We start from the raw sequence: 26,986 nt of genomic DNA on the forward strand, positions 1-26,986 counted from the left end.
CACGTCACTCTTCATGCGCAGAGCGGGGAGACCTCCGCACCTTCGGCGCGGCGCAGCGGACCGTCGATCATGCACAGATTTCGTACGGCCACCGCCGGCTCCAGCGGCCAGACACCCACCAGTGTGTCCGCCCCGCCGCTGGCCAGCACCCGTCCATCCGGTGTGTACGCCAGCCCGACCACTCCGGCTGCCCCGTGGCCCTGCAACCGCACCACCGACCAGTCCCGGGTGTCCCACAGCTGGACGTCGCCGTTCGCCCCGTTGACCGCGAGGGTTCGCCCGTCCGGCGCGAACACGATCCGTTCGATCTGGTCCAGTTGCGGCTTCGAGGTCCACAGTGACCGGCTGCCGTCGCCGGAGCGCACGTCGAGCACCCGGCTGGTCCCGGTGACCACCATCGAGTTCCCGTCCGGGGCGATCGCGAGGTCCAGCGGCTGATAGTCGCCGAGGAACTGCCCGCCGATCTCGCGCAGGCCGTCCACCCGCCAGGACCGCAGCACAGACCACGTCCGCTGCTGGTCGTCGAAGCCGATGTCCACTGCCAGCCCGGCGGTGTGCAGGACCGTGCCGTCGGCGGAGAAGGCGATCGCGTACGCCGTCTGGTCACCCAGATCGACCACGCCCCGGTCCCGGCGCTGTCCGAGGTCGTACAGATGCACCGCACCGAACTTGGCGTCGACCGGATCGGCGAGGGAGGCGCCCACCGCGACCGCCAGAAGGTTGCCGTCCGCGGTGACGGCCGCGTCCTTGGGCTCCCGGCTCAGCGGCACGATCCGCTCCCGTTTCCCGGTGTCGTCCCACAGTTCCAGGCCCCAGCTCGTACCGGTGGTGGTGGCCACCGCGAGCACGCCGCCGGCCCCGTAGACGACGCCGCGCGGCTCGCCACCGGTCTCGAACTCGGTGATCAGCTCGCGGGTGGCGGTGTCCCAGACGCGGACCTCGCCGGTGTCGCTGCCGGCCGCGAGCCGGGCGCCGTCCGGGGAGAACGCCAGGTCGAGGACGCCGCCGTCGGTGTTCAGCCAGCTCGACTGGCGGCGGAACACGACCGTCGGCGCGTCCCGGCCGGTGACCACCGCGATCTGGCCGTTCGCCGAGGTCGCGGCCCCGCCGAAGGCGCCGATGCCGGTGTCCAGCTCGCCGGTCCCGTCGCCGGTCAGCGAGTACAGGCTCGCGGTACGCCGCAGGCCGGTGCTGATCACCGTGCCGTCCGGGGTCACGGTGACCCGGCCGGGCCCGGGGGTCATGCCGGCCTCGGCGGTGAGGTCGCGCAGCCGTTTCCCGGACGGCACCGCCCACTGGATCACGTCGCCCTGCTCGCTGGTGGTCACCAACGTGCCGTCGGGGGCGAAGGCCACGTAGGCGAGGCCGCCGGTCAGCGTGGTCATCAGCCGGCCGTCGGACACCCGCCGGATCTCGGTCTTCCGGTCGACGTCGGTCTCCGCCAGGTACCGGCCGTCCGGGCTCACCGCCAGGTCGTTGCCGGTGACCGGGCCGGCCGGGAGAGTGCCGGTGGCCGTGCCGCTCTCCGCGTCCCACCGGCCCAGCGAGAACTGGCCGTCGACGACCTCGCGGCGGCTCGCCAGCACGGTGCCGGTGCCGGGCAGCCAGGCCACCGGCCCCCAGCCGTCGAGCTCGTGCGCCAGCCGGCCGGTGGCCGCCTCCCAGATCCGCAGACCATCCCACTGGAACGAGCCGCCGGCCAGGAACCGGCCGTCCGGGGAGAACGCCAGCCCGGCCACCGCGACCGCTTTCGGGAAGCCCAGCGGCTCCCCGACCGGGGACAGGGTGGCGGTGTCCCAGAGCTGGGCCGTGCCGCGCGTGTCACCGACCGCGATCCGGGAACCGTCCGGGCTGACCGCCACCACGCTGCCGCCCGGCCCGCTGCCCAGCCGCCCCCGGAACCGGACCATCTGGGTGGACAGCAGCGCGCTCCGGGCCTCCGTGGTGGGCGCCTCCCGCCAGGCGTCGAGGGCCCTGCCCACGGCCTGGGTCTCGTCCTGTTCCAGGGCCCGCAGCGCTTCCAGCGCGTACTGCCGGGAGCGGGACTCCCGGCCGCTGGCCTCGGCCTCCTCCCGCTGGTCCAGCACCACGAGGCCGCCGCCGACCGCGAGCAGCAGGGCCGCCGCCAGCCCGGCCGCGAGCCGCCGCAGCCGACGGGTGACCTTCCGCTGTTCCGCCTGCTCCCGGTCGGCGGCGGCGCCACCGGCCGCGAGGTACTCCCCCACCACCGGGGGCACGCCGTCGCCGGCCGGCACCCGCTCCCGGGCGGCGAGCAGGCGGGAGCCGCGGGGCAGCAGGTCCGGGTCGCGGCCGGAGCGTTCCCAGTCCCGGGCGGCCTCGGTGACCGACCGGCGCAGCAGCAGGTCCTCGCGGGCCTCGTCGACCCAGCCGGCCAGCCGCGGCCAGCTGGTCAGCAGCGCCTCGTGGCTGATCTCCACGGTGTCCGCGCCGACCGTGACGAGGCGGGCCCTGACCAGGCGGCGCAGCACCCGGGAGTCGCTGGCCGCCCGCTCGCCGCGCCGGCGCACCGCGGCGCCGTCACCGGTGACAGTGACCAGGGCGAGCAGGGCGTCGCGCAGCCGGTCCCGCTCGTCCGGCGGCAGGTCCAGGTAGATCCGCTCGGCGGTCTCGGCGATCGCGTGCCGGATCCCGCCGGTGGCCCGGTACGCCGCCACGGTCAGCCGGATCCCCTCCCGCCGGTCCCAGGTGGCCCGCAGGGCGTGCGCCAGCAGCGGCAGCGCGCCCGGCTCGTAACCGTCCCGCCCCTCCGCGCCCAGGTCGTGCAGCAACAGGTCGGGCAGGCCCGGCTCGACGGTGAGGCCGGCGTGCTCGGCCGGTTCCACCACGGCCCGGCGGACCGCGTCGCTGTCCAGCGGCCCGAGCACCAGGTGGCCGGCGGCCAGCACCTTCGCCAGCGGCGGCAGCGCCGCGCAGGCCGGGTAGAAGTCGGACCGGACGGCGATCACCACGAGCGCCGGGGCCGCGCTGGTCAGCGCGGTCGCGTAGGCCAGACGCTCGACCGGGTCGGGGCACTGGGTGAACAGCTCCTCGAACTGGTCCACCACGATCACCGGGCGGTGCCCGGCGGCGGCCGCCTTCGCCGCCAGCTCACCGAGGCGGGCCGGTTCCGCGCGGACCTGCCGGAGCAGCTCGCCGGCGGCGTCCGAGGCGGTCTCCGGCTCACGCCCGTCGTCCGGGACGGTCAGCCGGTGCAGACGGGCCACGAGATCGTCGAGTGGGCGTACCCCCGGGTTGGTCAGAACCCACCGCCAGGCCGCCGCTTCCGCGCCCAGCGCGCCCCCGCCGAGAGCCGGGAGCAGACCGGCGCGCAGCAGCGACGACTTGCCGACGCCGGACACCCCGGTGACGACCAGCGGACGCCCGCCCACCGCCTGCTCGGCGAGGCGGCTCAGCAGCTGCGCGACGGTCTGCTCCCGGCCGCGGAAACGGGGCGCGTCCTCCGGCTGGAAACTGACCAGCCCGGGGTACGGCGGGACCGCGCCCCCCGGCACGTCGGCCGGCACGTCGTCGCCGTCGGGCAGCTGTTCCCGGGTGACCGCGACCAGCCGGCGGCGCACCTCGTCGAGCTGCCGGGTGAGCACGACGGTCTGGTTCGCGAACTCCTGCCGCAGACCGTCGACGCTCTGCCGCACCTCGGCGATCATCCAGCCCAGCTCGCCGACGCCGAGCCCGAGCTCCCGGAACGCGGCCTCCAGCAGGTGCCGCAGCTCGTCGTCGGTGACCGCGGCCTCGGCGATCGCCGCGCCGACCGCGTCCACCGCGCGCAGCACCCGGGAGACCTCCTCGTGCAGCGCCGTGCCGCGCTCGTCAGCGGCGGCGAGCAGCGGGAGCAGGTCGGCCGCGATCGCGTCCCGCCACTGCTCCTGGCTCCAGCCGCCGGCCTCCGGCTCGGTGTCGCGCAGGCGCTTCGCGGCGCCGGCCATCGCCTCGGCCAGGAAGTTGCTGCCCAGCCCGCCGATCTGGTCGAGCGCGGCGGCGTACGCCCCGGTGGCGCCCAGGTGCGCCCCGGCCACCGGAGCCACCGTCGAGGCGGTCAGAAAGGCGAGGATCGCGTACGGGCTGGCGGCGCGCAGCCGGGCCCGGGTGCGACGGCCGGCGTCCCGGACCCAGGCGCGCACCCCGGCGCGGGCGCGTTCGGCCGCGGGTCCCCCGGTGGGTTCGGGCTCGGTCACGGAAACCTCCGTGGACATCGACGCTTTTCGCAGTCCCATGATGGCACCGGCGGGCCAGCGGGCAACCCTGCCCGTACGGGCGGGACCTTCGGCCGGTCACCGGATCGCCCCGGCGTGGCCCAATGGAGGCATGACCACCACGACCCAGGCACCTGAGCAGCCCGCCCGGATCTACCCGACCCCGACCGGGGAGCCCTGCCCGTATCTGGTGCGGGCCGACGGGACCGTAATGGGTGACGGCGCCTGCCGGGGTTGTGGCTCCTGCCTGCTGGGGGCGCACTGGGCCGACAAGTGACGATGGCGGAAGGTTGCCCGGTCCCCGTACGGTGGGGCCGTGGTCGATGCTCTCAGTGACACTGCGATTACCCAACGCATGGAGGTCGGTCGCAGGCCGATCGCGTGGTGGCCGGTCGGCCTGATCGCGGCGAGCGCCGCGCTGCTGCTGCTCTACACCGCCGACGGGTACGGCTACCACCGGGACGAGCTCTGCTTCCGCATGCTCGGCGAGCATCCACAGTGGGGCTACACCGACCAGCCGCCGTTCACGCCGATGCTGGTCCGGTTCGGGATCGAGCTGTTCGGCGACGACCTGTGGTCGATCCGGGTGCTCCCGGCCGTACTGCTCGGGCTCACCGCCGTCGTGGCCGCCGGGATCGCCCGGGAGGCCGGCGGCGGCCCGATCGCCCAGTCGCTCGCCGCCACCGGGATCCTCGGCACCTTCCCGCTCACCGCCGCACACGTCGCCTCGACCGCGGCCACCGACCTGCTGGTCTGGCTCGGCGTGCTGCTCCTCGTGGTGCGCGCCCTGCTCTGGGAACGGCCACGGGCCTGGCTCGGCGCGGGTGTGGTGGCCGGGCTCGGGCTCTACAACAAGCACCTGGTGATCCTGCTGCTGCTCTGCCTGGGCGCCGGGCTGCTGATCGCCGGGCCGCGGTCGGTGCTGCGCTCCCGGCATCTGTGGGGCGGCGTCGCGCTGGCCGTCCTGGTCGGCCTGCCGAACCTGATCTACCAGGTGCTCAACGGGTTCCCGCAGGCCGAGATGGCGGCCGCGATCGCCGAGAACAAGGGGACCGAGTCGCGGATCCTGCTGCTGCCGATGCAGATCGTCCTGCTCACCCTTCCTCCGGTGTGGATCGCCGGGATCGTCACGCTGTTCCGTGATCCCCGGCTGCGGCGCCTGCGGTCCATCGCCGTCGCCTATCCGCTGATGCTCGTTCTGGTGCTGGTCACCGCCGGGCAGCCGTACTATCCGCTCGGCCTGCTCCTCGGCCTGTTCGCGCTGGGCGCCGTGCCGACCGAGCGGTGGGTGATCGGGCGGGGCGGGCGGCAGGCGCTGCTCGCCGGCGGGGTGATCGTCTCCTCGGTGGCCGGCGTGACGATGTCGCTGCCGGTGATCCCCGCGAAGGACGTGGCCGGCTCGTTCCCGGCCGCCGCCAACTCGACCATCCCCGACCAGATCGGCTGGCGGCAGTACGTGTGGCAGGTCGCCGCCGTGCACGCCGACCTGGATCCGGTGGAGCAGCGCAAGACGGTGCTGTTCACCGGCAACTACGGCGAGGCCGGGGCGCTCGACCGGTTCGGGCCGTCACTGGGGCTGCCCGAGGTCTACAGCGGGCACAACGCGCTGTACGAGTTCGGCCCGCCGCCGGAGTCGAAGACGATCATCCTGGCCGTGCTGCAGGCCCCGCCGGAGCGGGCGAACGAGCTGATCGGCGGCTGCGTGCCCAAGGCCACCCTGAGCAACACGCTCGGCGTGGAGAACGAGGAGGTCGGCGCCCGCGTCTACCTCTGCCGCCGCAACGAGCCGTGGTCGACGGTCTGGCCCCGCCTCCAGCACTACGACTGATCAGGGGTGGGCGACGGTCACCGCGGTCACGACCAGCCCGTTCCCGATCAGGTAGCGGCCGCGCAGGGCCGGGAACGGCGCGTCCACCAGCAGCCGGGCCGTGAAGGCGCCCCCGGCCGGGTCGACGGTCAGGGCCGCCTCCTCGAAGCCGAGCCACCGCCCGGTCAGCGGGAACCACGCCTTGTAGACCGACTCCTTGGCGCTGAACAGCAGCCGGTCCCAGTGCACCGACGGGTCCTTTCCGGACAGTTCGGCGAGGTGCTCGACGTCGCCGGGGGCGGTGACCGCGCCGATCACCCGGGGCGGCAGCGGGGCGTGCGGCTCGGCGTCGACGCCGATGCCCGCCAGGTCGCCGGACCGGGCCACGGCCGCGCCACGGAACCCGGCGCAGTGGGTGAGGCTGCCGACCACATCGGACGGCCAGAGCGGTTCCCGGCGGGGGCCGCTGCGGATCGGGACGGCCGGCACGCCGATGCCCGCCAGCGCCTCGCGGGCGCAGCGGCGGGTGGTGACGAACTCGCGGCGGCGGCCGGCGACCGCCGTGGCGATCATGTCCTCCTCGCCCGTGAAGCACGGCTCGTCCTCGCGGTCGGTGTACGCCACGGCGGTGACCACCGGCGGGGGGAGGAGGATGTCCAGCACGACCGGGAGTGTGCCACCCCCGGTCGCCATCCGCCTCATCGGTGATATCTGGCATAGATCAACGAATCGGGCCATTCGGGAGTTACCAGGAAGGGCGGCATCCGAAACCTTCGGCGGGCACAATGGCGGCATGGATCTTCGACAGGGCATCGGTCCGCGCCGACCGGGCAAGACCGCCGATGAGTTCCAGCAGGACCTGTTGAGCAACCTCTTCTACCGGCGTGGCACGACGGTCGAGTCGGCGAGCGCACGCGACGCGTACGAGACGCTCTCCCTCACCGTGCGGGACCGGCTCGCCGAACGGCGGTCCCGGACCGCGGCCGCGCACTTCGCCACCAACCCCAGATGGGTCTACTACCTCTCCGCGGAGTACCTTCTCGGCGCCCAGCTGGAGCAGAACCTGCTCTACTCCGACACCGGCGACCTGGCCGCCGAGGCGGTCAAGACCCTCGGCTTCAGCCTGGAGGAGCTGGAGGACCTGGACATCGAACCGGGCCTCGGCAACGGCGGCCTGGGCCGTCTCGCCGCCTGCCTGGTCGACTCGATGGCCACCCGGGACATCCCGGCGGTCGGCTACGGCATCCGCTACGACTTCGGCATCTTCCACCAGATCATCACCGAGGAGGGGCAGACCGAGCGCCCCGACGACTGGGCCTTCCACGGCAACCCGTGGGAGTTCCCGGCCCCCGACGACCGGCAGACCGTCGGCTTCTACGGGCACACCGAGCCGATCCCCGGCGAGCGGACCCGCAAGCGCTGGGTGCCCGGGGAGATCGTGCTCGGCGAGCCCAGCCACATGCTGGTCCCCGGCTACGGCACCGAGACGGTCAACATCGTCCGGCTGTGGCGGGCCCGGGGCAGTGAGGCGTCCTTCGACCTGAGCCGCTTCTCCGCCGGCCAGTACGCCGAGGCCGTCCAGGAGGCGGTGCGCGCCGAGAACATCAGCAAGGTCCTCTACCCCGACGACAGCACCGAGCTGGGCCGCGAGCTGCGGCTCAAGCAGCAGTACTTCCTGGTCTCCTGCTCACTGCGGGACATCATCCGGCGGTTCCGGCTGCGCAACGAGGGCTGGGCCGAGTTCGCCGACAAGACCGTCATCCAGCTCAACGACACCCACCCGACGATCGCCATCGCCGAGCTGATGCGGCTGCTCGTCGACGAGTACGAGGTGGAGTGGGAGGAGGCCTGGTCGATCACCCGGCGGACGTTCGCGTACACCTGCCACACCCTGCTGCCGGAGGCGCTGGAGACGTGGCCGGTGCACATGTTCGAGCGGCTGCTCCCCCGGCACCTGGAGATCATCTACCTGATCAACATGCTGTTCCTACGGGAGGTCGAGGCCCGGTTCCCGGGTGACCACGACCGGGTGCGCCGCATGTCGATCATCGGCGAGGAGCCGGAGCGCCGGGTCCGGATGGCACACCTCGCGGTGGTCGGCACCGAGGCCGTCAACGGCGTCGCCGAACTGCACTCCAAGCTGCTGCGCGAGACCGTGCTCAACGACTTCGCCGAGCTGTGGCCGGCCAAGTTCCAGAACGTCACGAACGGCGTCTCACCCCGCCGGTTCGTCAGGATCGCCAACCCGCGGCTCTCCGACCTGATCACCGAAGGGCTCGGCGGCAACGACTGGCTCGGCGACCTGGAACGGCTCGCCGGGCTGGAGGCGCTCGCCGGCGACGCGTCGTTCCTGGAGCGCTGGCGGGCGATCAAGCGGGCCAACAAGGTCGACCTGGCGGTCGGCGACCCGGACTCGCTCACCGACGTGATGATCAAGCGGTTCCACGAGTACAAGCGGCAGCAGCTCAAACTGCTGCACGTGATCGCCATGTACCACCGGATCCGCGCCGATCCCGGCGCCGACTGGGTGCCACGTACCGTGCTGTTCGCCGGGAAGGCGGCGCCCGCCTACCACGCGGCCAAGGAGATCATCCGGCTGATCGCCACGATCGCGGCCCGGATCGCCGCGGACCCGGTCGTCTCCCCGTACCTCAAGGTGGTGTTCCCGGAGAACTACAACGTCACCCTGGCCGAGCGCATCATCCCCGCCGCCGACCTGAGCGAGCAGATCTCGCTGGCCGGCAAGGAGGCGTCCGGCACCGGCAACATGAAACTGGCCCTCAACGGCGCGGTCACCATCGGCACGCTGGACGGCGCCAACATCGAGATCCGGGCGCGGGTCGGCGCGGAGAACTTCTTCCTCTTCGGCATGGACGCGTACCAGGCCGCCAACGCCCACCAGCAGGGGTACAGCCCGTGGGCCTACTACGAGGGCGACGGCGAGCTGCGGGCCGCCCTCGACACCCTGCGCGCCGGCACGTTCGGCGAGGCGGGCCAGCGGGTCGCCGGCTCCCTGCTGGGCCGCGACGAGTACCTCACGCTCGCCGACTTCCGCTCCTACGTGGAAAGTCAGGACGAGGTCGACCAGGCCTGGCGCGACCCGCAGCGGTGGGCGCGCATGTCGGTCCTCAACACGGCACACAGCGGCTTCTTCAGCTCCGACCGCACGGTCTCCGACTACGCGGCCCGCATCTGGCGGGTCACCCCGGTCCCGGTCCCGAAGGAAGGCTGAGAAACGGCACCCGTACGTCCATGCCGAAGGCCGTGCCGATCCGGGCGACCGGCCCGCCGATCCGGCCGTCCAGGGGCGTCCAGTCGGCCAGGCCGAGGGCGGCGTCCTGGAGGTCGTCGAGCACAGCGCAGCGCGGCATCATCGGTGGATGATATTCGCGTCTCACCGGCCGAACTGTTCTTGCCGGTAACCTGCCACGATCTCTAACGTCGTCGGGTCCGGTCCGAACAGGGGGTGCCCACCAGTGCGCGACGACGCGTTCCGCGCGTATTTCGAGCGGCATCACGCCTCGCTGTCGCGTCTGGCGTACCTGATGACCGGCGAGTCCCAGGTGGCCGACGATCTGGCCGCCGACGCGCTGACCGAGGTGTGGCGGCACTGGGACCGGGTGAACGCGGCCGACGACCCGGTGGCGTACGGCCACGGCATCGTGATGAACCTGTCCCGCCAGTGGGTGCGCCGGCGCGGCCGGGAACGCCTGCTGTCGTTCGGGTCACTGCGCCACGGCCGGGACACCGACGTGCCGGCCGTCGTCGACGTGCGGGGAGCGCTGCGCCTGCTGCCCCACCGGCGGCGGGCCTGCGTGGTCCTGCGGTACGCCTTCGACCTGCCGGAACGCGAGGTGGCCGCGATCCTCGACATCTCCGTCGGCGCCGTGAAGAGCGCGACCTCCCGGGGCGCGCGACAACTTGCCGAGCTATTGGGCGACCATTTCCGCATCGACGGCTGGGAGGCGGCGCGATGAGACTCTCCGACGATGGTCTGCGCGCCGCGCTGCGCTCCGAGGCGGCCGCCCACCAGCCCGACCGTGAGGCGATGCTGGACCGCATCAGCACCGCCGCCATGCAGGACTCCGGCCGCCGCCGCGCGCCCCGCCGCGGCCCCCGGGCGCGGATGGCCACCGTGGTGGCCGCCGTGGTGGTCCTCTTCGGTGGCGGCGGCATCGGCACGTGGGCGCTGGCCAACTCGATCGACCGGGACGAGGCCACTCCGGCGCCGACCGTCACGCGCACCACCGCCGAACCCACCCCGGTGGACACCGCCCCGGAGACCACGAAACCCGCCCCGAGCCGGACCACGCCCAGCCGGAAGCCGTCGCCCGCCGCCCCGCCGCCGGCGCCCACCAGGGAGCGGCCCGGCGACGCACAGGGCCCGCTCTGGTCGGACGGCTCCATCGATCCCTCGGGCGCTTCGGTGGTCACCCTCAAAACCACCGCGGAACTGAGGACGCTCGAGGTGGTGATCCGGGTGGCCCGCACCGACGGCCTCACGTCCCGGGGCGGCACCAAGTCGACGCCCGGCGCGTCGGTGACGACCACGGTGACCGAGGAGCCGGGCGCCTTCCTCTACCGCTTCACCCTGGCCTCCGCGGACACGCTGGCCCCGGGCACCTACACGTTCACCGCGAAATACGCCTCCCCGTCCGGCGGCCGCGACGCGGGCGGTGACACCTACGAGGCCACCTCCGGCGCTTTGAAGGTCAACGGCGACTTCTTCTAGAGATCGTCCGTGGTCGAGGTCCGCGTTCTTTTCCGGTACGCGTGTCCTCGTCCCGCCTTCTCAGGGCCGTCCCGTCCGGTCGGCGCCCGCTCACTGCCCGCTCCGGCCTGTGCCGCGCCCGCCGGGCGTAGATCGGTGCGCGGGCAGGCCGGCCCTCCCGCGACCTCCTCATGTGCCGCCGGCCCCGCTTGCGGCCGGCTCCCCGCCCTGCTCCGGTCCCGCTGGACGGGTGGTCGCGGTCTTGCTTCCCCGGCACCCGGATTGCCCACTCCCGGCCGTTACGCCGGCCGCCCCACGCGGACGGTCGCGGTCTTGCCTCCCAGGCACCCGGATTGCCCACTCCCGGCCGTTACGCCGGCCGCCCCGCGCGGACGGTCGCGCTTACGTGAGGGTGGGCGCGCACGGCGGCGGTGTCGTGGTCGCCTGCGTGCCCTATCGCGGCGATGGCCGCCCACGTGGCGGCTTTCGTGTGCGTTTACCTCCGAAACCCGGCCGGCCGGAACTCCGCGTGAGCGAAAAGCTCCGTTCACCGGCTCCTGTGGTGGATCCGGGTAGCCACAGAGCCTGTTTCCCCGGTCGGTGGCCGCGATGGCGCGTCGCGGATGCGGATGACTGTGGCGTCGTCCCGGCTCGCCGGCGATCTTGGGTGATGGCAGCTTTCGGCCCGATCTTGATTCCTGGTTGTTGTTCGGCGGTCAACAATCGCCCATGATCCATTTCCGCTGGCAGACCTTGGGTGATCGGATACGCCCGGGAGTCTCCTTCTTGGCTGCCTACGGCCGAATCCGCAATCCCTCGCCAGCAGGACGCGCCACCCGGAGCGATCTTGAACGATTTACCACCGCCTCGGGTGGCAAATCGTTCAAGATCGCACAACAGCGGCGGGCAAAGCGGGCGAAACGGGCGCCTGTTTCCGGCGAAAGCCCCATTTTCCCCTAGTGCGGCGGATGGCGCCCCCATTCGGCGGTTCGCCCGACCGGGCGCTTGACTTAGAACCGCAAACACCCAAGAAGAAGACTCCAGGACAGCCGCGATGGCACAAGATCGCGTCGCCGGCGACGATTAGCCAAGATCTAAATCGATGTTTGCGGATGGCTTGGGCGACTGGAGGGTGGCCACCGAGGTCAGCCCGGCGGGGGCGGCAGAGCCTTGACCCGGCAGCGGGGTCGCGGGGCGCCGCGGAGCGGGCCCGGTGCGGTCGGGGACGGCGGAGCCCGTACCGGAAATGGTTCATGTGGCGATGAAGCGTGAGTTGGCGACGGCCATGGTGTGGATCTCGGCCTCGGTGAAGCCCGCGCCGAGCAGGCGGTCGGCGAAGAGGGCGAGCCCGTCCTCGACCGGCGGGTTGAAGGGCTGGCCCAGGTCGCTGGAGAGCACCGAGTACTCCGGCCCGACGGCGCGGATGGTGGCGATCATGTCGTCCCAGGAGACCTTGCCGGTGTGCGGGGTGGTGAAGCAGCGCTCCAGGAGGGCGCCGAGTGAGGCCAGCCGGATCTGGTCGGCCGCGGGGAGGCGCTGCGAGGTGAACTCGGGGTGGGTGACGACGATGCGCCGGACGCCCTCCTCGCGGGCGGCCAGCACCACGGCGATGATCTCGGCGGCGGCGAGGTGGCCGGTGGCCAGGACCATGTCGTGCCGGGCGATCACCCGGAGCACCCGGCGGACCGGTTCGAGGACCCGGCCGTCGGGGGAGAGCACCTCGACGATGTCCGGGACGATGCCCTGGGCGTGCAGGTCGGCCTGGAGGGCGCCCCACATGGCCGGTTTCGCGCCGGGCAGGTCGCCGGCGGTGCTGGTGCGCTGGTTGCGTGAGTCGACCGTGGGCATCCAGACGATGCGGGCGCCGAGGCGGCCGGCGATCTCGACGGCGGCCGGGTTCATGCCGCCCATCGAGCCGTTCAGGGTGATGGCACCGAGCACGTCGACGCCGGGGACGGCCGCGCGCACCACGGCGGCGCGCTCGGCCGTGGTGACATAGTGCGATTTGAGCACGAAACCGGCGAGGCCCACCGCCAGACAGCGGTGGGCCAGGCCGAGATCGTCGATGCGGCGGTCCATCACGTCGGGCGCCACGTGCACGTGGGTGTCGTAGGCCCCGGCGACCAGTTCACGGGCGGCGGTGGACGGCTCGGACACGGCACCATGCTGTCACACCCCATCACTTCTCAGTGATGTCGCCGATCGGGCTGAATCCGCTGAGGTTCGCCGGGGCGTTCCACTTCTGCAACTCGGAGGCGCTGCATACGGCAACCTTGATGCGGCTGGTGCCGTCGCTGTGGGTGGTGTCCTTGGTCGCCTTGGCGAGATCCGTGGGTTGCAGGCAGAGCCCGGCCCGGTCCTCGATGCGGTAACTCTTCGTATAGGTCTTGTCCTGGTGACGCACCTTCCAGATCAGCCGGTCCGGCAGTGCGGAGACGCTCAGGTTGGTGGGGCATTTCTCCGCCGTCACCCAGCTCTCACTCTTCAACGGTGACTTGAGGCAATACTTCGTCCCACTGTTGGTGACGACGACCGGGCCCTCCTTCTCGGTGGCGGGTTCCACCGGGATCGGGTGCACCCAGATCTGGTTCCACTCGACGACGCCGCTCGGGTCCTGCTTGCAGAACCAGGCGATCATGTAGGCGTAGCCGGTGTCCTTGTTCGTGACGTCGAGACAGCGGCTGAACTGGGCATAGTTGACCAGCTGGTAGGTCTCCTCACCGGCCATGCCGGCGCCCACGCCGGGGTCGAACCGCCAGACGTTCACCGTCGCGCCGGCGCTGCAGGTTCCCAGCTGCAGCGGGGTGTCGACCTTGCTGGCGGTCTTCAGGTTGAGGCAGAGGCTCTCCACCTTCCGATCCGGGCCCGCGGAGTGCATCACACTGTTGCCGTCGAGACTCCATTGGAACTGCGTCGCGATGGCGGTTCCGCTCGGGCAGGGCTGGAACACGGTCCCGGTGCCACTCTTGTGCGCGTCGGCACCCGCGTACAGGCACATGCCCTTGGTGGCGGTGGTCGTCTCCGAGTTGACCAGGCGTATGTACAGCTCCTTGGTGTACTGGAACTGCTGTGTGCTGCCGCCGTCGCACTTGCGCATGACGATCGCCGCGCCGGGCGCCGGGGACTTCTGCACCCCGTCCATGCACAGGTCACCGATGGTGGAGGAGGAGATCCGGATGGCACCGCCGTCGACGTTCGAGTTGTCGATGGCGAACGTGTAGGTGCCGTTCAGGGTGCGCGAGCCGTACTTCGGCGACTCGCCGGCCTTGGCCAGGTTGAGGGTGCCGATACCCTGCGACTCGAGCTTCGCGGTCTTCGGCACCACCTTGGTGAGCGGGCAGGCCAGCTCCACGTCGTTCTCGTCGTAGTAGGTGATGGTCACCTTGTAGGCGAGCTTCTCACCGGCCGCGGACAAACCGGCGTCGCCTTCGACCACGCACTTGGGGAGATCCTCCAGCAGACCCCGGATGTCGCCTTCGGCCACTTTCTCGGAGGCGGCGGCGACGCGGGCCATCACCACGTCCATACCGATGCGGGCACCGTTGAGAGCGGTGTCGCGGTCGACGAAGCTGCGGGTGGCGACGACCTGGCGGACGATCGTCGGAAGGAAGGCCGCGGACAGGGCCAGGCCTACGAAGGTGACCATCATCACCATCGGCAGCGATCCGCGGTCGTCACCGGCGCCGCGGCGCAGCTTCATCATTTCGGCCTTCCTTTACCGCAGTCTTCGCTGTACGTGGGCGCCGCTTCGCCGGTCATGTTCTGTGAGGTGAAGACGCTGTCGAACGGCATGGTGACCGTGCCCTCCCGGACCTGGAACCGCAGCCGGGTCATCTGGAAGGCGTTGCCGAAGCCGGTGCCGACCCCCACGGTTCCGGCGGTCTCCTTGGCGTACGGGGTGTCCCCGGGTTTGTAGACGGTGAACGGCTTGACCCCGCTCTCCAGGATCACGCCGCCGGCCAGCGCGGCCGAGGGCCCCGGAGTCTGGGTCGCCCCACTGGACCGGACCCAGTGGGCGAGGCTCAGCACGCCATTCTCGAGCTTGAGCTGCCTGCACTCGACCTTCTCAGGGGTTTTCGCCGGCGCAGGGAGGGCGTACTCCATGTACCAGGCGCCGTCGTACTCGCCAGGCTCGGACATATTGGTGGCGTATCGCAGTTCCTTGTCCAGCCGACGGAAACTGTTGTCCAGTTGCTCGCGGGCGATGGAGGTGTGCTCAATGCGCTTGGCGCCGGAGTAGACCTGAATGACGGCGGTCGTCACCGCGGCCATCACCACCGCCATGATCGACGTGGTGATCATGATCTCGATGAGGGAGAAGCCTTCCTCATCACCCGTTCGACGATGTCGCACTCGGGCCTCCCCGCGGCTCAACTGACTCTCCAGACGAAGGTGTAGATCACGGTCTCCACCGGGTTGGAGCTGACCGCGGTGAGGGTGACGGTGTAGGTGCCAGCCAGCGACGGTGCACCGAAAATGGTGTCCTGGCCGTTCTGCCAGGACGTGCCCGCCGGCAATCCGACCACCGTGACCTTGACGCCATTCGCGCCGACCGTGGCGGCGTTGGTCGTCACCGGCAACGTCACCTGCGCACCGAGGACGGAGTCCACCTGTGCGGCCGGAGACGTGAAGGCCAAGCCGGACGCGGAGGTCACGAGCAGCTCGAAGGTGGTGCTCACCGTGGAGCCGCGTCCGTCCGTCACGGTGATAGTCGGCAGGTAGCGGCCGGCGATGAGCACCGGAGACCCGGAGATCACCCCGGTGGACGAGCCGATCCTCAATTCCGCGGGCAGACCGGACGCTGCATAGGTGTACATCCCGTCACCACCCGCCGCCACCGTGTTCAGGGTGAAGGTCGATGCCACGGCGATCCGCTGCGACGGAATCGCCTGCACGGTCAATGGGTCGAGAACGGTGTGAGTGTGCGTGACTCTGCCGGCCACGTCATTGGCATCGGTGGCGATGATGGTCGTGGTGAAGGTCCGGGCCGCGGTTCCGGTGATCAGACCCGTCTTCGAGTCGATCACGAAGCCGGTGGGCAGCGACGTCTCGACCGTGTAGGTGAACGGCCCCACACCTCCGGTGACAACCGGCTGGATCCGGACGGCGTCCCCGACACGGCTCGCCGTGGCGGTGGGCACCGTGACCGTCGGCGGATCGACGACCTCCCAGACCAGGTTGAGGTCGGCGTCGGTGTCGGAGCGCTTCGAGGCGACACCCTCCGGCGGGGTGCTCTCGGTCACCTTGATGGTCGTATTCGTGGTGGCGAACGACCACTTGCCGGTCCTGGTCGGCGTACCCGACACCTCACCGGTCTCCGCGTTGATCACGAGACCGTCGGGCAGGTTGGTGGCGCTCCACGTGTTGGGCAGGTTACCGCCGGTGGCCTTCAGGTAGACCGAGACGTCGGAGCGCCCCCGGTAGAAGGTCCGCATGAACGGCATACGGATGAGCGGCGTCGGCCGCTTGGAGCTGAACACCGCATTGTCCTTGACCCGGGATACCAGGGTCGAAGCGACGTAGGCGCACCGGGCGGCCGGGCAGCTCTTGTGCTGCCAGGAGATGAGCACGACGACCCGGTAGTACTTCAAAATCGAGGTGGTGTCAGTCGGCCGCTTGGGGTCGCCGACCGCGAGCGGGCGGACGCAGTCGTCCCGTTCCGCCGCCTTCGCGGCGAATGGGTAGACGTCGCAGCCCGACACGAGGAGCCGCTGCTCGAAGGCCATGCCTCCGGCGGAGATCTTCTGCGTCGCGGTCGGCAGCGGTGCATTGTCGCCCTTGCCGACGGCGTCCGGGTCGTAGGCGTATTCACCCTGCACACTGTCGAAGGGTGTGGCCATGGCGTCCAGGTACGGTGTCACCTCGTCCTTGAACGGACCGGACTGCAGCTCCTGCCACTGCGCCTTGACCTTCGCCTCACCGCGGCCATCGAGCAGCGCCGACCCCTCCAGCGCGCGAACCTGCTCCAGCGCGCCGGCGGCGACCTGCGCGGCCTGCCGCTGGTCGCGCTGCTGGGCGACCGCAAGGGCCCCGTTCACGTAGAACGTGCCCAGTCCAGCCATGGCTGTACTCAGGACCGCCAGGGAGACGAGCACCTCGATGAGGGTGAAGCCCTCGTCATCGGTGCGTCGGCCGAACGGTACGCTGCGCATCTCACTCCCGACTGCTGCCTGGGCAGGGTTCTACCGAGGCATTCATCGGCAGGGCGCCGCGAGAGTGAAGGATTCGCCGCCCCCGGGGGCAGGCGCCGCGGGGTCAGCCGGTGCGTTCCGCGATGTAGTGGCAGAACTGCTCCAGCGTCTGCCGGGCGGCCCCGGCGGGCAGCGTGCCGACACTGCGGCGGGCCGCCTCGGCGTAGCCGTGCACGGTCTCCCGGGCCTGCTTCAGAGCGGCCGACTCGCGCAGCAGGGCCAGCGCCTCGGCGTGCTCACCATCGTCGGTGAGCGGGCCCTTGCTGAGCAGTTCCCGCAGACGGGGGCTGCCGGCGGAGGGGTCGGACAGGGCGTAGAGCACCGGCAGGGTGGGCACGCCCTCGCGCAGGTCGGTGCCGGGCGTCTTGCCGGACTGGGCCGACTCGGACGCGATGTCGAGCAGGTCGTCGGAGAGCTGGAAGGCGATCCCGATGGCGGTGCCGAACGCGGCGAGCGTCTCCACGTGCTCCGGGGACAGCCCGGAGTACAGGCCGCCGAACCGGGCCGAGGTGGCGATCAGCGAGGCCGTCTTGTCCTCGACGGCGCGCAGGTGGTGCCGGATCGGGTCGCCGCCGCGCGGGCCGACGGTCTCGGCGAGCTGGCCGCGGACCAGCTGCGACAGGGTGGCGGCCTGGAGGCGGACCGCCTCGTCGCCCAGGCCTGCGGCCATCGACGCGGCCCGGGCCAGCAGGAAGTCGCCGACGTACACGGCCAGCCGGTTGCTCCACCGCGAGTTCGCGCTGGCCGCGCCGCGCCGCAGGGACGCCTCGTCCATCACGTCGTCGTGGTAGAGGGTGGCCAGGTGGGTCAGCTCCATGAGCACCGCTGCCGGCAGCAGTTCGGGGCGGCCCGGGTCGCCGAACTGGGCGCACAGCGCCACCACCATCGGGCGGAACCGCTTGCCGCCGGCCCGCACCAGATGCGCCGCGACCTCGGCGACCAGCGGGTCGGGGCTGGCCACGGCGGTGTACAGCCCGGTCTCCACATCCGCCAGGAAGCCCGAGACGGCGTCCCGGACGGACGGATCGACGAGGTCACTGAGTCCCGGTATCGCGGCCGCCATGATCAAGAGGCTAGATCACCCGGCTGAGAGCACGCTGATCAGGCCCTCGGTGCAGAATCGACCCATGACCGTCACCGATCCACTCGACCTGCTCGACATCGACAGCCTGCTCAGCGACGAGGAGCGACAGATCCGGGAGACGGTGGCCCGGTTCGTGGCCGACCACGTCCGCCCGCACGTGGCGGACTGGTTCGAGGCCGGCACCTTCCCCCGCGAGCTCGCCCCCGAGCTGGGCAAACTGGGCGTGCTCGGGATGCACCTGGAGGGGTACGGCTGCGCCGGCGCCAGCGCTGTGGCGTACGGCCTGGCCTGCCTGGAACTGGAGGCCGGCGACTCCGGGCTGCGCAGCTTCGTCTCGGTGCAGGGCTCGCTCGCGATGTTCTCGATCTGGAAGTACGGCTCCGAGGAGCAGCGCCAGGAGTGGCTGCCCCGGATGGCGGCCGGCGAGGCGATCGGCTGCTTCGGACTGACCGAGCCGGACTTCGGCAGCGACCCGGCCAACATGCGCACCCGCGCGGTCCGCGACGGCGGCGACTGGATCCTGAACGGCTCCAAGATGTGGATCACCAACGGCAGCATCGCCGACGTGGCCACCGTCTGGGCGCAGACCGAGGACGGCATCCGCGGCTTCCTCGTACCGAAGGACACCCCCGGCTTCACCACGCGGACCATCAAGCGGAAGCTGTCACTGCGCGCCTCGATCACCGGTGAGCTGGCCCTCGACGACGTCCGGTTGCCCGCTTCGGCCATGCTGCCCGGGGCGAAGGGTCTGGGCGCCCCGCTGAGCTGCCTGAGCGAGGCCCGGTTCGGCATCGTCTTCGGCTCGGTCGGCGCGGCCCTCGACTCGCTGCGCACCACGATCGACTACGCGAACAACCGCGTCCAGTTCGGCAAGCCGATCGCCGCCTTCCAGCTCACCCAGGGCAAGCTGGCCGACATGGCGGTCGACCTCGGCACGTCCGCCCTGCTCGCGCTGCACCTGGGCCGGCTCAAGGACGCCGGCCGGCTCAAGCCGCACCAGATCAGCGTCGGCAAGCTCAACAACGTGCGCCGGGCGCTGGCCACCGCCCGCGAGTGCCGCGGCATCCTGGGCGGCAGCGGCATCACCCTGGAGTACTCCCCGCTGCGCCACGCCAACAACCTCGAATCGGTGGTCACCTACGAGGGCACCTCGGAGATCCACACGCTGGTCATCGGCCAGACGCTCACCGGCCACGCCGCCTACCGATAAACCCGTTTCCGGTACGGCGTGCGCCGGCCCCAACCGCAGTCCGCCCGCTCCGCGGCGCCGGGCGATCTCGCTGCCGGGTCCCGCCCGCGAGGCGCCGCCGGGCGGAGATCGGTGGTCCGGCCACCAGCTACTGGTAGCCGCGGATCTGGCAGAACGCCTGGGTCAGGTCGCCGCCGCGGGCGTCCCAGAGCTCGCCGCCGCTGAGCTCGGCGACCTCCCGCATCTGCGCCTCGGCGGCCTCACCGAACAGGACCGGGAAGACCGGGATCGGCTCGGCGTCCCGGGGCCGCTGCCGCACGTGCCGGCGATAGTCGGCGAGGACCCGGCCGCGGTTGCTCTCGCCGTCGGTCATCAGCGCTCGCGCAGCTCCGGATCCAGCAGCGCGGCCGGGGTCAGCAGCTTGAGCGCGACGGTCCGGCCGGTGTGGCTGTCGACGGCCTCCCACACCTCGCCCATTCCGCCCTTCCCCAAGAGCGTGATCTTCTGATAGCGGCCGGTCTCCTCGGGCACACTCCACTCCGGATCCTGAACACGACAAGGAGCGTGGACTTCGGCGTCATCGTACGACCGTGCCGCAGCAGGTCAGGGCACCGTTCACACCGCGAAAGCGTTGATATCGACCGGGATCGGGGGCTCTTCGCCCGACGTTCACCCGCCGTTCACAGGATCTTGAATCGAGGGGTGGTCCGCCCGTACCCGTGCCGTATGTTTATGATCTTGCCGCGTGATCCATAGAAAACTGTCCTTAGTGGCAGCAATAGGATTGATCGCGGCCTCTGCGTTCCTGGGTGCCACCCCCGCGCTCGCCGACGAGACCGAGACCGAACCGCCCGTGGTCGAGCTGGTGCTCGACGTGAGCGGATCGATGAAGGCCGCCGACGTCGAGGGCGGTGCGACCCGGATGGCCGTCGCCAAGCAGGCCTTCAACGAGGTCGTCGACTCGCTGCCGGAGACCACCCAGCTCGGGATCCGGGTGCTGGGCGCCACCTACGCCGGCAAGAACAAGCGGCTCGGCTGTCAGGACACCCAGCAGATCGTCAAGGTCGGCACCGTCAACCCGGTCGCCGCCAAGAACGCCATCGCCACCCTGAAACCGACCGGCTTCACCCCGATCGGCCTGGCCCTGCGCGAGGCGGCGGCGGATCTGGGCGACACCGGATCGGTACGCCGGATCGTGCTGATCACCGACGGCGAGGACACCTGCACGCCGCCCGACCCGTGCGACGTCGCCCGGGAACTGGCCGCGCAGGGCACCGAGCTGGTCATCGACACGCTCGGCCTGGCGCCCGACGAGAAGACCCGCAAGCAGCTGGTCTGCATCTCGCAGGCGACCGGTGGCACGTACGCCGCGGCGCAGAGCGAGGACGAGCTGACCGACCGGATCAAGCAGCTGGTCGACCGGGCCGCGCTGCCGCCGCCGGTGACCCCGGCCGCGGTGACCGGCGCGAAGGACTGTGCCAAGGCGCCGCTCCTGGCGGCCGGCGTCTACACCGACCGGGAGCTGATCGGCGAGCACCGCTACTACCGGGTCGCCGTCGACTCCGGTGACGAGCTGCGCGCCTCGGTGAGCGTGGCGCTGGACCGGCCGCTGAACCGCGACTACGGCGTACTGATCAAGGCGGCCACGATGGACGGCCGTGAGCTGGTCCGCGGGGTGGACGCGAGCAGCGGCCGCGCCGACGTCATCTCGGCGGGCCTGCGCTGGTCCGGCGACGAGGAACCGGATCTCTCCGCGACCTCGGACATCTGCCTGGAGGTCAGCAACTCGTTCGCCTCGGCCACCGCGGCCGGCGCCCCCGGCATGCCGGTCGAGTTGAGCATCGGCCTGGCCCCGGCCTCCGAGGCGCCGGACGCGCCCGGCCTGGGCCGTGGCCTGCTGTTGCTGTTCGTGCTGGCGATCGCCGGACTGGTGGCCGGTGTGCTGGCCGGATGGCTGACCCGCTGGTGGGTCGCCAAGTGGGGAGTGAACTGATGCGCAGTCTGTCGGCCCTGATCGCCCTCGGTTTCATCATGTTGCCCTCCCCCGCGCTCGCCGACCCCTCGGAGGAGCCGAAGCCGGCCGCCGGGATCAACTCGGCCGGCACCTCCTTCCTGACCGCGGTGACGATCGCCGCCGGCCAGCCGGTAAAGGTCGGCGCGGTCACCGGTGACTACCTCTACTGGTCGTTCCCCGCCGAGGCCGGGCAGCGCCCGGAGCTGGCGGTCACGGTGGACCTGTCGAAGGCCGCCGACCGTACCGGCGCCCAGTCCTGGACCGTCGAGGTGTTCGACGGGCTGCGGCGGCGGCAGGCGTGCGTGGGCGGCGAGCAGAGCCCGGTCGCGGCGGCCTCCGACACCGAGCTCACCCTCGGCTGCCGGCTGCGGCAGGTCCGGTCCTGGGCCGAGCCGTGGGACGGTGACCCGCTTCCGGGCACCTACTACGTACGGCTCTCCAGCACCGACCTGCCGGAGAAGGACCTGGGCCTGCCGATCGACGTGGCCCTGAGCCTCGATCTTTTAAATGGTGACACCAGCGCCGACCAGGGATCGCTGGCGGCGCCGCTGGTGCCGGACAACCGCCCGGGTGAGGTGCTGACCGCCGCCCCGTCCCCGTCGGCGACGGCCGAGGCCGAGGCCGACGGCATCTCGCTGGACTGGCTGCCGGACTTCTCGTCCCGCTGGGTGTGGACGGCCGCCGGTGGCGTGATCGCCGCGATCACCGGCCTGATCGGGTTCTCCTGGACCCGAAGGCGCCGGGCCTGATCCGATGAAAGGGGGGCCTCGGCCCCCCTTTCCCGTTACAGCTTGTCGAGCTGGGTGACGACCATCGCGACGGCGAAGAAGCCGTAGAAGCCGATCGCCACGATCATGCCGCCGAGCCGCCAGCCACGCATCCGCACCGGCGCCGGCAGGTCCCGGGTGTTCAGCTTCACCAGCAGGATCGAGTAGAGCAGCGTCACCACCGAGGCCGCGCAGGTGGAGACGATCAGCAGGCCGAGCGGCTGGGTGAAGCCGGCCAGCAGGATGGCCGAGCCGAGCACGATCTCCGCCCACACCACGGTCAGGTAGATCCGCGGCTCGGTCCAGCGCGCGGAGCCGGCGAGGTAGTTGCGGCGCAGGAAGTCCGACGCCACCCGGCCGATGATGTCGAGCAGGCCCATCGCGGCGGCCCACAGCGACACCGCGGCCACCGCCAGGAACAGCAGCTTGAGCCACGGGCCGACCTCGTCCGCGAAGATCTCGCCCTGGATCCGCAGGAACGACGGGTCCGACTTGAGGTCGCCCCGGCCGAACAGCGTCTCGTACGCGAGCAGGCTCATCACGCCGATGGTCACGAAGCAGACCGCCACGAACGTGACCAGATGCTCGACGTTGGCCCGCTTCCACCACACCTTCCAGCGGCCCATCGACGTCTCGTCGAGCGGGAACGTGTACCGGTCGCCGCCGCCGGCCGCCTCCTCCTGCCCGGTGATCGGGGAGATCAGCCGGGGTACGTGGGCGCCCATGCCGTACCGCTTGTCCCGGATCCAGTTGCTCAGCACCAGGTTGTGCACGCCACCGGCGCCGGCCGCGCCGATCGCACTGAGCAGCATGGTGAAGGTGATGCCGTCCGGGATCTGCCCGAACTCGGTGACCGTGGCCTTCGCGCCGTCACCCCAGGTGCTCAGTGAGATCACGAAGACGACCACGACGGCCAGGAAGAACAGCGTCAGGGCGACCTTGACGGCCTCGACCCGCTCGACGGTCCGGTAGACCACCTTGGACAGCGACAGCAGCACGCCGATGATCACCAGGGTGGCCACCGTGATCCAGACCGGGTCGCCACCCCCGATCAGGTACGTGAAGACGGTCGAGCCGCTGGTCGCCCAGCCGGGCCAGACGTACTGGAAGGCGCCGGCCAGGCAGATGATGACGCCCCAGCCCTTCCACCAGCGGGAGAAGCCGGCGACCACGGTCTGCCCGGTGGCCAGGGTGTAGCGCTCGATCTCCATGTTGATGACGAACTGCACGGCCAGCGTGGTGAACGCCAGCCAGAGCAGGCCCAGGCCGCCGATCGCGGTCAGGTACGGCCAGAGGATGATCTCGCCGGCCGCCAAGCCGATGCCGACGGCGACGACGCCGGGGCCGATCATCCGGCGTAGCGAGAGGGGTTCGGGGAGTTCACGAGTGGTGGTCTCGGTCAGCATTGCCGCTCCAGGATCTGGGAGAGGTGAAGCAACATCCGCGCGATATCGGGGGTACGCCCGGTGAACAGCTCGAACGCCGCGGCGGCCTGGTAGGCGCACATCGCCGTGCCGCCGATCGTCCGCAGACCGCGGGCACGGGCGGCACGCAGCAGCTCCGTCTCCAACGGCATGTAGACGATGTCGGCGACCCACAGGCCACGGTGGAGCGACTCTGCGGGAAGCGGCGTTCCCGGGTGGTGGTGCATGCCGATCGGGCTGGCGTTGACCAGCCCGTCGGCGTCGGCGAGCAGCTCCGGCGTGGCCGTCGTCGCATGGCGCGCGCCGATCCGGTCGGCAAGCTCCGCGCCGCGGGCCCTGTCCGGGTCCACGATCGTCAGCCGCTCGGCGCCCAGTTCACGCAACGCATGGGCACAGGCCGCCCCGGCGCCGCCCGCGCCCAGTTGCACGACATGGCGGACGGCCACATCGGGCAGTTGGGAACGGAAGGACTCGGCGAAGCCGTACGCGTCGGTGTTGTGCCCCTGCCGTCGGCCGTCCCGGAAGACCACGGTGTTGACCGCATTGATGTCGCGGGCCAGCGGGGACAGGTCGTCGAGGTGTTCGATCACCTGCTGCTTGAACGGGTGGGTGATGTTGAGCCCGGCGAAACCGGCGCGGTCGGCCTCGTCGAGGAGCCGTTCGAGATCCGCGGTCTTCCCGGTGTCGAACAGCGTGTAGGTGAGCCCGAGGTGGTGGTGGCGCCCCTCGGCCTCGTGCAGCGCCGGTGACAGCGACGTGCCGATTCCGGCTCCGATCAACCCACACCGGAACGCCGCCATATCGATCTCCACTTCTAATGTACGAACTGGTACGTTAGTTATCGGGTGTGACGGCGGCCACTGTCAAGACTCACGGCAGACTTACTTTCCATGACACAGGAGAAGGCCGTGGTGGAGAGACAGCGCGACGCGGAACGCACCCGCACCGAACTCCTCGACGTGGCCACCGAGGAGTTCGCCGAGAACGGCTACAGCGGCGCCCGGGTCGACGAGATCGCCGCCCGCACCCGCACCACGAAACGGATGATCTACTACTACTTCGGCGGCAAGGAGCAGCTCTACCTGGCGGTTCTCGAGCGGGCGTACGCCGAGATCAGAGCCGCCGAACGCACCGTCGACGTCGACCACCTGGACCCGGTCGCCGCGGTCCGCCGCCTCGCCGAGGTCACCTTCGACCACCACGAGGCACACCCGGCCTTCATCAAACTGGTCGGCGTCGAGAACGCGCAGCACGCCAAACACATGAACCACGTGGCCCGGCTGGTCGACCTGAACAGCTCGGCCGTCGACCTGCTCCGCGGCGTCCTCGACCGGGGCCGCGCGGAAGGCGCCTTCCGCGACGACGTCGACGCCCTCGACGTACACATGATGATCAGTTCGTTCTGCTTCTTCCGCGTCGCCAACCGCCACACCTGGGGCGCGCTCTTCGACCGGGACCTGCTCGACGAGTCCCGCCGCGGGCACTACCGCACCATGCTCGGCGACCTGGTGACCGGCTATTTGAGAAAGTGAGATCCGATGCGCCGGTCGATCGCTACGGTTTGTGTTTCCGGCACCCTTGACGACAAGCTGACGGCGGCGGCCGCGGCCGGTTTCGACGGCATCGAGCTGTTCGAGAACGACCTCGTGGTCTCCCCGTGGTCACCGGCCGGGATCCGGCGGCGCTGCGCCGACCTGGGCCTCACCATCGACCTGTACCAGCCGTTCCGCGACTTCGAAGCGGTGCCGGACGAACTGCTCAAGGCCAACCTCTCGCGGGCCGAACGCAAATTCGAGGTGATGGCCGAACTCGGGACCGACACCGTCCTGGTGTGCTCGTCGGTGTCCCCCGCCGCCGTCGACGACGACGATCTGGCGACCGCACACCTGTCACTGCTGGCCGACCGGGCGGCGGCACACGGGATGCGGATCGCGTACGAGGCCCTGGCCTGGGGCCGTCACGTGTCCACGTGGGACCACTCGTGGCGGATAGTCCAGCAGGCTGATCATCCCGCTCTCGGGCTCTGCCTCGACTCGTTCCACGTACTGTCCCGCGAGATCCCCCCGGACGGCATCGCCGGCATCACCCCCGGCAAGATCTTCTTCCTGCAGTTGGCCGACGCCCCGCACCTGCGGATGGACGTGCTCCAGTGGAGCCGCCACCACCGCCTCTTCCCCGGCCAGGGCGCCTTCGACCTGCCCCGCTTCCTCGGCCTGGTGCTGTCCGCCGGCTACTCCGGCCCGCTGTCGCTCGAGGTCTTCAACGATGTCTTCCGCCAGTCGGATCCCGCCCGAACCGCGGTCGACGCGATGCGCTCCCTCACCCTCCTCGAAGACCGCCTCGCCACCCTCCCCGCCGCACCCCGCACCTCCCCCACCCCCGCCTCCACCGCGCCTCACGCCTCCACCGCCGCGCCCCACGCCTCCGCCACCCCGCCCCACGCCTCCGCCACCGCCGCCGCGCCCCACGCCTCCGCCTCCGCCACCGCGCCCCACGCTTCCACCGCCGCGCCCCACGCCTCCGCCACCGCGCCCCACGCCTCCGCCTCCGCGCCCCACGCCGCCCCCGCCGTTCAGCTCGCGGACCGGCCCGGCGTTCGGCGTCTTCCTCCCGCTCCGCGGCTGACCGGGCACGCCTTCACCGAATTCGCCGTCGACGGGCACTCGGGGCCCGAACTGCGGTCCGCCCTACGGGGTCTCGGCTTCGCGCACACCGGCCAGCACCGCACCAAACCGGTCGAACTCTGGGAACAGGGCGCCTGCCGGATCGTCCTGAACAGCGCGGTCACCCACCCCGGCCCCGCCGCGATCAGCGCCTTCGCCGTCACATCGGAGAATCCGCCGCTCTCCCTGGCCCGGGCCGAGGCGCTGTCCGCCCCCGCCCACCTCAACGTGCGCGAGCCCGGCGAGGCCGAACTCGCCGCGATCACCGCCCCGGACGGCACCAGCGTCCTCGTCACCCACCCCGGCGACAACTGGCGCTCCGACTTCCTGCCCACCGGCACACCGGCCGGCCCCGGCGCCGGGCTGCTCACCGTCGACCATCTCGGCCTGACCCAGCCATTCGACCACTTCGACGAGGCCGGGCTCTTCTACCACTCGGTGCTCGGCCTCGAACACCTTCCCACCGAGGAGTACGCAGCACCGTACGGCCTGATGCGCTCCCGCGCCGTATCCGATCCGCAGAGGACGGTCCGCGTCGCCCTGACCGTGGCCCTGCTCCGCCGCGGCGAATGGGCGCCCGCCGTCTCCGACCCTCAACACGTAGCATTCGCGACCGCCGACCTGATCGCCACCGCCCGCGCCCTGAGCCTGCCGCCGCTGCCGGTCCCGGCCAACTACTACGCCGACCTGGCCGCCCGCTTCGGCCTCACCGACGACTTCGTGGCCACCCTCCGCGAGCACGGCATCCTGTTCGACCGCGACCCCTCCGGCGGCGAACTGCTCCACCTCTACACCCCGGTCTTCGGCGGCCGCGTCTTCTTCGAAATCACCGAACGCCGCGCCGGCTACGACCGCTTCGGCGAACCCAACGCCCCCGTACGCATGGCCGCCCAACGCCACCGCCGCCTGACCACCACCCCTTAGC

22 protein-coding genes are annotated in these 26,986 nt (G+C 71.2%); 10 read left to right on the top strand and 12 right to left on the bottom strand.

Annotated elements, in window-relative coordinates; genetic code table 11:
* Positions 1-11 precede the first annotated feature (11 nt).
* The gene (locus BJ964_RS02690) at positions 12-4,193 is read right to left on the bottom strand and encodes an AAA family ATPase (RefSeq protein ID WP_188119181.1); all 4,182 of its coding nucleotides are present in this window, start codon (positions 4,191-4,193) and stop codon (positions 12-14) included.
* Positions 4,194-4,323: 130 nt separating this feature from the next.
* Here BJ964_RS02690 and BJ964_RS02695 point away from each other — a divergent pair, with 130 nt between their 5' ends.
* A complete protein-coding gene (locus BJ964_RS02695) occupies positions 4,324-4,488 on the top strand; it encodes a hypothetical protein (RefSeq protein ID WP_188119182.1) in 165 nt (54 codons plus the stop codon).
* A gap of 78 nt (positions 4,489-4,566) precedes the next feature.
* On the top strand, positions 4,567-6,039 hold the full coding sequence (locus tag BJ964_RS02700) for a glycosyltransferase family 39 protein (protein ID WP_223149464.1): 1,473 nt from the start codon (positions 4,567-4,569) through the stop codon (positions 6,037-6,039).
* Here the strand turns inward: BJ964_RS02700 and BJ964_RS02705 are convergent, their stop codons facing one another.
* Positions 6,040-6,681 (bottom strand): 4'-phosphopantetheinyl transferase family protein, encoded by a 642-nt coding sequence (locus BJ964_RS02705; protein WP_188119184.1) that lies wholly within the window; start codon positions 6,679-6,681, stop codon positions 6,040-6,042.
* A gap of 130 nt (positions 6,682-6,811) precedes the next feature.
* On the opposite strand from BJ964_RS02705, the gene BJ964_RS02710 reads away from it, so the two are divergent.
* On the top strand, positions 6,812-9,250 hold the full coding sequence (locus tag BJ964_RS02710; protein WP_188119185.1) for a glycogen/starch/alpha-glucan phosphorylase: 2,439 nt from the start codon (positions 6,812-6,814) through the stop codon (positions 9,248-9,250).
* Here BJ964_RS02710 and BJ964_RS02715 read toward each other — a convergent pair.
* Positions 9,219-9,392, bottom strand: coding sequence for a hypothetical protein (locus tag BJ964_RS02715; RefSeq protein ID WP_188119186.1), 174 nt, complete (start codon positions 9,390-9,392; stop codon positions 9,219-9,221). The two genes, BJ964_RS02710 and BJ964_RS02715, sit on opposite strands and share 32 nt — an antisense overlap.
* A gap of 102 nt (positions 9,393-9,494) precedes the next feature.
* On the opposite strand from BJ964_RS02715, the gene BJ964_RS02720 reads away from it, so the two are divergent.
* Positions 9,495-9,995 carry a SigE family RNA polymerase sigma factor gene (locus BJ964_RS02720; protein ID WP_188119187.1) on the top strand — a complete coding sequence of 167 codons (501 nt, stop codon included), beginning with the start codon at positions 9,495-9,497 and terminating at the stop codon, positions 9,993-9,995.
* A complete protein-coding gene (locus BJ964_RS02725) occupies positions 9,992-10,750 on the top strand; it encodes a hypothetical protein (RefSeq protein WP_188119188.1) in 759 nt (252 codons plus the stop codon). Before BJ964_RS02720 ends, BJ964_RS02725 begins: the two co-directional genes overlap by 4 nt.
* 1,230 nt (positions 10,751-11,980) lie before the next feature.
* Here BJ964_RS02725 and BJ964_RS02730 read toward each other — a convergent pair.
* The 5 genes from BJ964_RS02730 to BJ964_RS02750 all read right to left on the bottom strand — a co-directional run bounded on the left by BJ964_RS02730 (position 11,981) and on the right by BJ964_RS02750 (position 17,983).
* A complete protein-coding gene (locus BJ964_RS02730) occupies positions 11,981-12,886 on the bottom strand; it encodes a DUF6282 family protein (protein WP_188119189.1) in 906 nt (301 codons plus the stop codon).
* Positions 12,887-12,908: 22 nt separating this feature from the next.
* The gene (locus BJ964_RS02735) at positions 12,909-14,432 is read right to left on the bottom strand and encodes a ricin-type beta-trefoil lectin domain protein (RefSeq protein ID WP_188119190.1); all 1,524 of its coding nucleotides are present in this window, start codon (positions 14,430-14,432) and stop codon (positions 12,909-12,911) included.
* Positions 14,429-15,082: a PulJ/GspJ family protein gene (locus BJ964_RS02740; RefSeq protein ID WP_188119191.1), complete on the bottom strand. Its 654-nt coding sequence runs from the start codon at positions 15,080-15,082 to the stop codon at positions 14,429-14,431. The genes BJ964_RS02735 and BJ964_RS02740 overlap by 4 nt, the downstream gene beginning before the upstream one ends.
* A 17-nt stretch (positions 15,083-15,099) precedes the next feature.
* Positions 15,100-16,881, bottom strand: a complete 1,782-nt coding sequence (locus tag BJ964_RS02745; RefSeq protein ID WP_188119192.1) for a putative Ig domain-containing protein — start codon at positions 16,879-16,881, stop codon at positions 15,100-15,102.
* A 103-nt stretch (positions 16,882-16,984) separates the two neighbouring features.
* Positions 16,985-17,983 (bottom strand): polyprenyl synthetase family protein, encoded by a 999-nt coding sequence (locus BJ964_RS02750; protein WP_188119193.1) that lies wholly within the window; start codon positions 17,981-17,983, stop codon positions 16,985-16,987.
* Between the two features lie 64 nt (positions 17,984-18,047).
* Between BJ964_RS02750 and BJ964_RS02755 the strand changes: the two genes are divergently transcribed.
* Complete coding sequence (locus tag BJ964_RS02755; RefSeq protein WP_188119194.1) at positions 18,048-19,214, top strand: acyl-CoA dehydrogenase family protein; 1,167 nt, start codon at positions 18,048-18,050, stop codon at positions 19,212-19,214.
* 127 nt (positions 19,215-19,341) lie between these two features.
* On the opposite strand, the gene BJ964_RS02760 is transcribed toward BJ964_RS02755, so the two are convergent.
* A complete protein-coding gene (locus BJ964_RS02760) occupies positions 19,342-19,566 on the bottom strand; it encodes a vWA domain-containing protein (protein ID WP_188119195.1) in 225 nt (74 codons plus the stop codon).
* Positions 19,566-19,724 (bottom strand): hypothetical protein, encoded by a 159-nt coding sequence (locus tag BJ964_RS02765; protein WP_188119196.1) that lies wholly within the window; start codon positions 19,722-19,724, stop codon positions 19,566-19,568. Before BJ964_RS02765 ends, BJ964_RS02760 begins: the two co-directional genes overlap by 1 nt.
* 214 nt (positions 19,725-19,938) lie before the next feature.
* On the opposite strand from BJ964_RS02765, the gene BJ964_RS02770 reads away from it, so the two are divergent.
* Together BJ964_RS02770 and BJ964_RS02775 are read left to right on the top strand one after the other, a co-directional pair.
* Positions 19,939-21,186: a VWA domain-containing protein gene (locus tag BJ964_RS02770; protein ID WP_183215965.1), complete on the top strand. Its 1,248-nt coding sequence runs from the start codon at positions 19,939-19,941 to the stop codon at positions 21,184-21,186.
* Complete coding sequence (locus tag BJ964_RS02775) at positions 21,186-21,956, top strand: peptidase (protein WP_188119197.1); 771 nt, start codon at positions 21,186-21,188, stop codon at positions 21,954-21,956. Before BJ964_RS02770 ends, BJ964_RS02775 begins: the two co-directional genes overlap by 1 nt.
* Before the next feature lie 35 nt (positions 21,957-21,991).
* Here the strand turns inward: BJ964_RS02775 and BJ964_RS02780 are convergent, their stop codons facing one another.
* Positions 21,992-23,380, bottom strand: coding sequence for an Nramp family divalent metal transporter (locus BJ964_RS02780; protein WP_188119198.1), 1,389 nt, complete (start codon positions 23,378-23,380; stop codon positions 21,992-21,994).
* Positions 23,374-24,210: a shikimate dehydrogenase gene (locus BJ964_RS02785; protein ID WP_316253890.1), complete on the bottom strand. Its 837-nt coding sequence runs from the start codon at positions 24,208-24,210 to the stop codon at positions 23,374-23,376. Before BJ964_RS02785 ends, BJ964_RS02780 begins: the two co-directional genes overlap by 7 nt.
* 78 nt (positions 24,211-24,288) lie before the next feature.
* Between BJ964_RS02785 and BJ964_RS02790 the strand changes: the two genes are divergently transcribed.
* Complete coding sequence (locus BJ964_RS02790) at positions 24,289-24,930, top strand: TetR/AcrR family transcriptional regulator (RefSeq protein ID WP_188119199.1); 642 nt, start codon at positions 24,289-24,291, stop codon at positions 24,928-24,930.
* 6 nt (positions 24,931-24,936) lie between these two features.
* Complete coding sequence (locus tag BJ964_RS47715) at positions 24,937-26,985, top strand: bifunctional sugar phosphate isomerase/epimerase/4-hydroxyphenylpyruvate dioxygenase family protein (RefSeq protein ID WP_188119200.1); 2,049 nt, start codon at positions 24,937-24,939, stop codon at positions 26,983-26,985.
* Position 26,986 lies beyond the last annotated feature (1 nt).

Source organism: Actinoplanes lobatus (assembly GCF_014205215.1).
Classification (GTDB): Bacteria; Actinomycetota; Actinomycetes; order Mycobacteriales; family Micromonosporaceae; genus Actinoplanes; species Actinoplanes lobatus.

Bases quoted from the DNA above. Each gene is read 5' to 3' on its own strand.
- BJ964_RS02695 (WP_188119182.1), top strand. From the start codon at position 4,324: ATGACCACCACGACCCAGGCACCTGAGCAGCCCGCCCGGATCTACCCG.
- BJ964_RS02700 (WP_223149464.1), top strand. From the start codon at position 4,567: ATGGAGGTCGGTCGCAGGCCGATCGCGTGGTGGCCGGTCGGCCTGATC.
- BJ964_RS02710 (WP_188119185.1), top strand. From the start codon at position 6,812: ATGGATCTTCGACAGGGCATCGGTCCGCGCCGACCGGGCAAGACCGCC.
- BJ964_RS02715 (WP_188119186.1), bottom strand. From the start codon at position 9,392: ATGATGCCGCGCTGCGCTGTGCTCGACGACCTCCAGGACGCCGCCCTC.
- BJ964_RS02725 (WP_188119188.1), top strand. From the start codon at position 9,992: ATGAGACTCTCCGACGATGGTCTGCGCGCCGCGCTGCGCTCCGAGGCG.
- BJ964_RS02735 (WP_188119190.1), bottom strand. From the start codon at position 14,432: ATGATGAAGCTGCGCCGCGGCGCCGGTGACGACCGCGGATCGCTGCCG.
- BJ964_RS02745 (WP_188119192.1), bottom strand. From the start codon at position 16,881: ATGCGCAGCGTACCGTTCGGCCGACGCACCGATGACGAGGGCTTCACC.
- BJ964_RS02750 (WP_188119193.1), bottom strand. From the start codon at position 17,983: ATGGCGGCCGCGATACCGGGACTCAGTGACCTCGTCGATCCGTCCGTC.
- BJ964_RS02755 (WP_188119194.1), top strand. From the start codon at position 18,048: ATGACCGTCACCGATCCACTCGACCTGCTCGACATCGACAGCCTGCTC.
- BJ964_RS02760 (WP_188119195.1), bottom strand. From the start codon at position 19,566: ATGACCGACGGCGAGAGCAACCGCGGCCGGGTCCTCGCCGACTATCGC.
- BJ964_RS02775 (WP_188119197.1), top strand. From the start codon at position 21,186: ATGCGCAGTCTGTCGGCCCTGATCGCCCTCGGTTTCATCATGTTGCCC.
- BJ964_RS02780 (WP_188119198.1), bottom strand. From the start codon at position 23,380: ATGCTGACCGAGACCACCACTCGTGAACTCCCCGAACCCCTCTCGCTA.
- BJ964_RS02790 (WP_188119199.1), top strand. From the start codon at position 24,289: ATGACACAGGAGAAGGCCGTGGTGGAGAGACAGCGCGACGCGGAACGC.
- BJ964_RS47715 (WP_188119200.1), top strand. From the start codon at position 24,937: ATGCGCCGGTCGATCGCTACGGTTTGTGTTTCCGGCACCCTTGACGAC.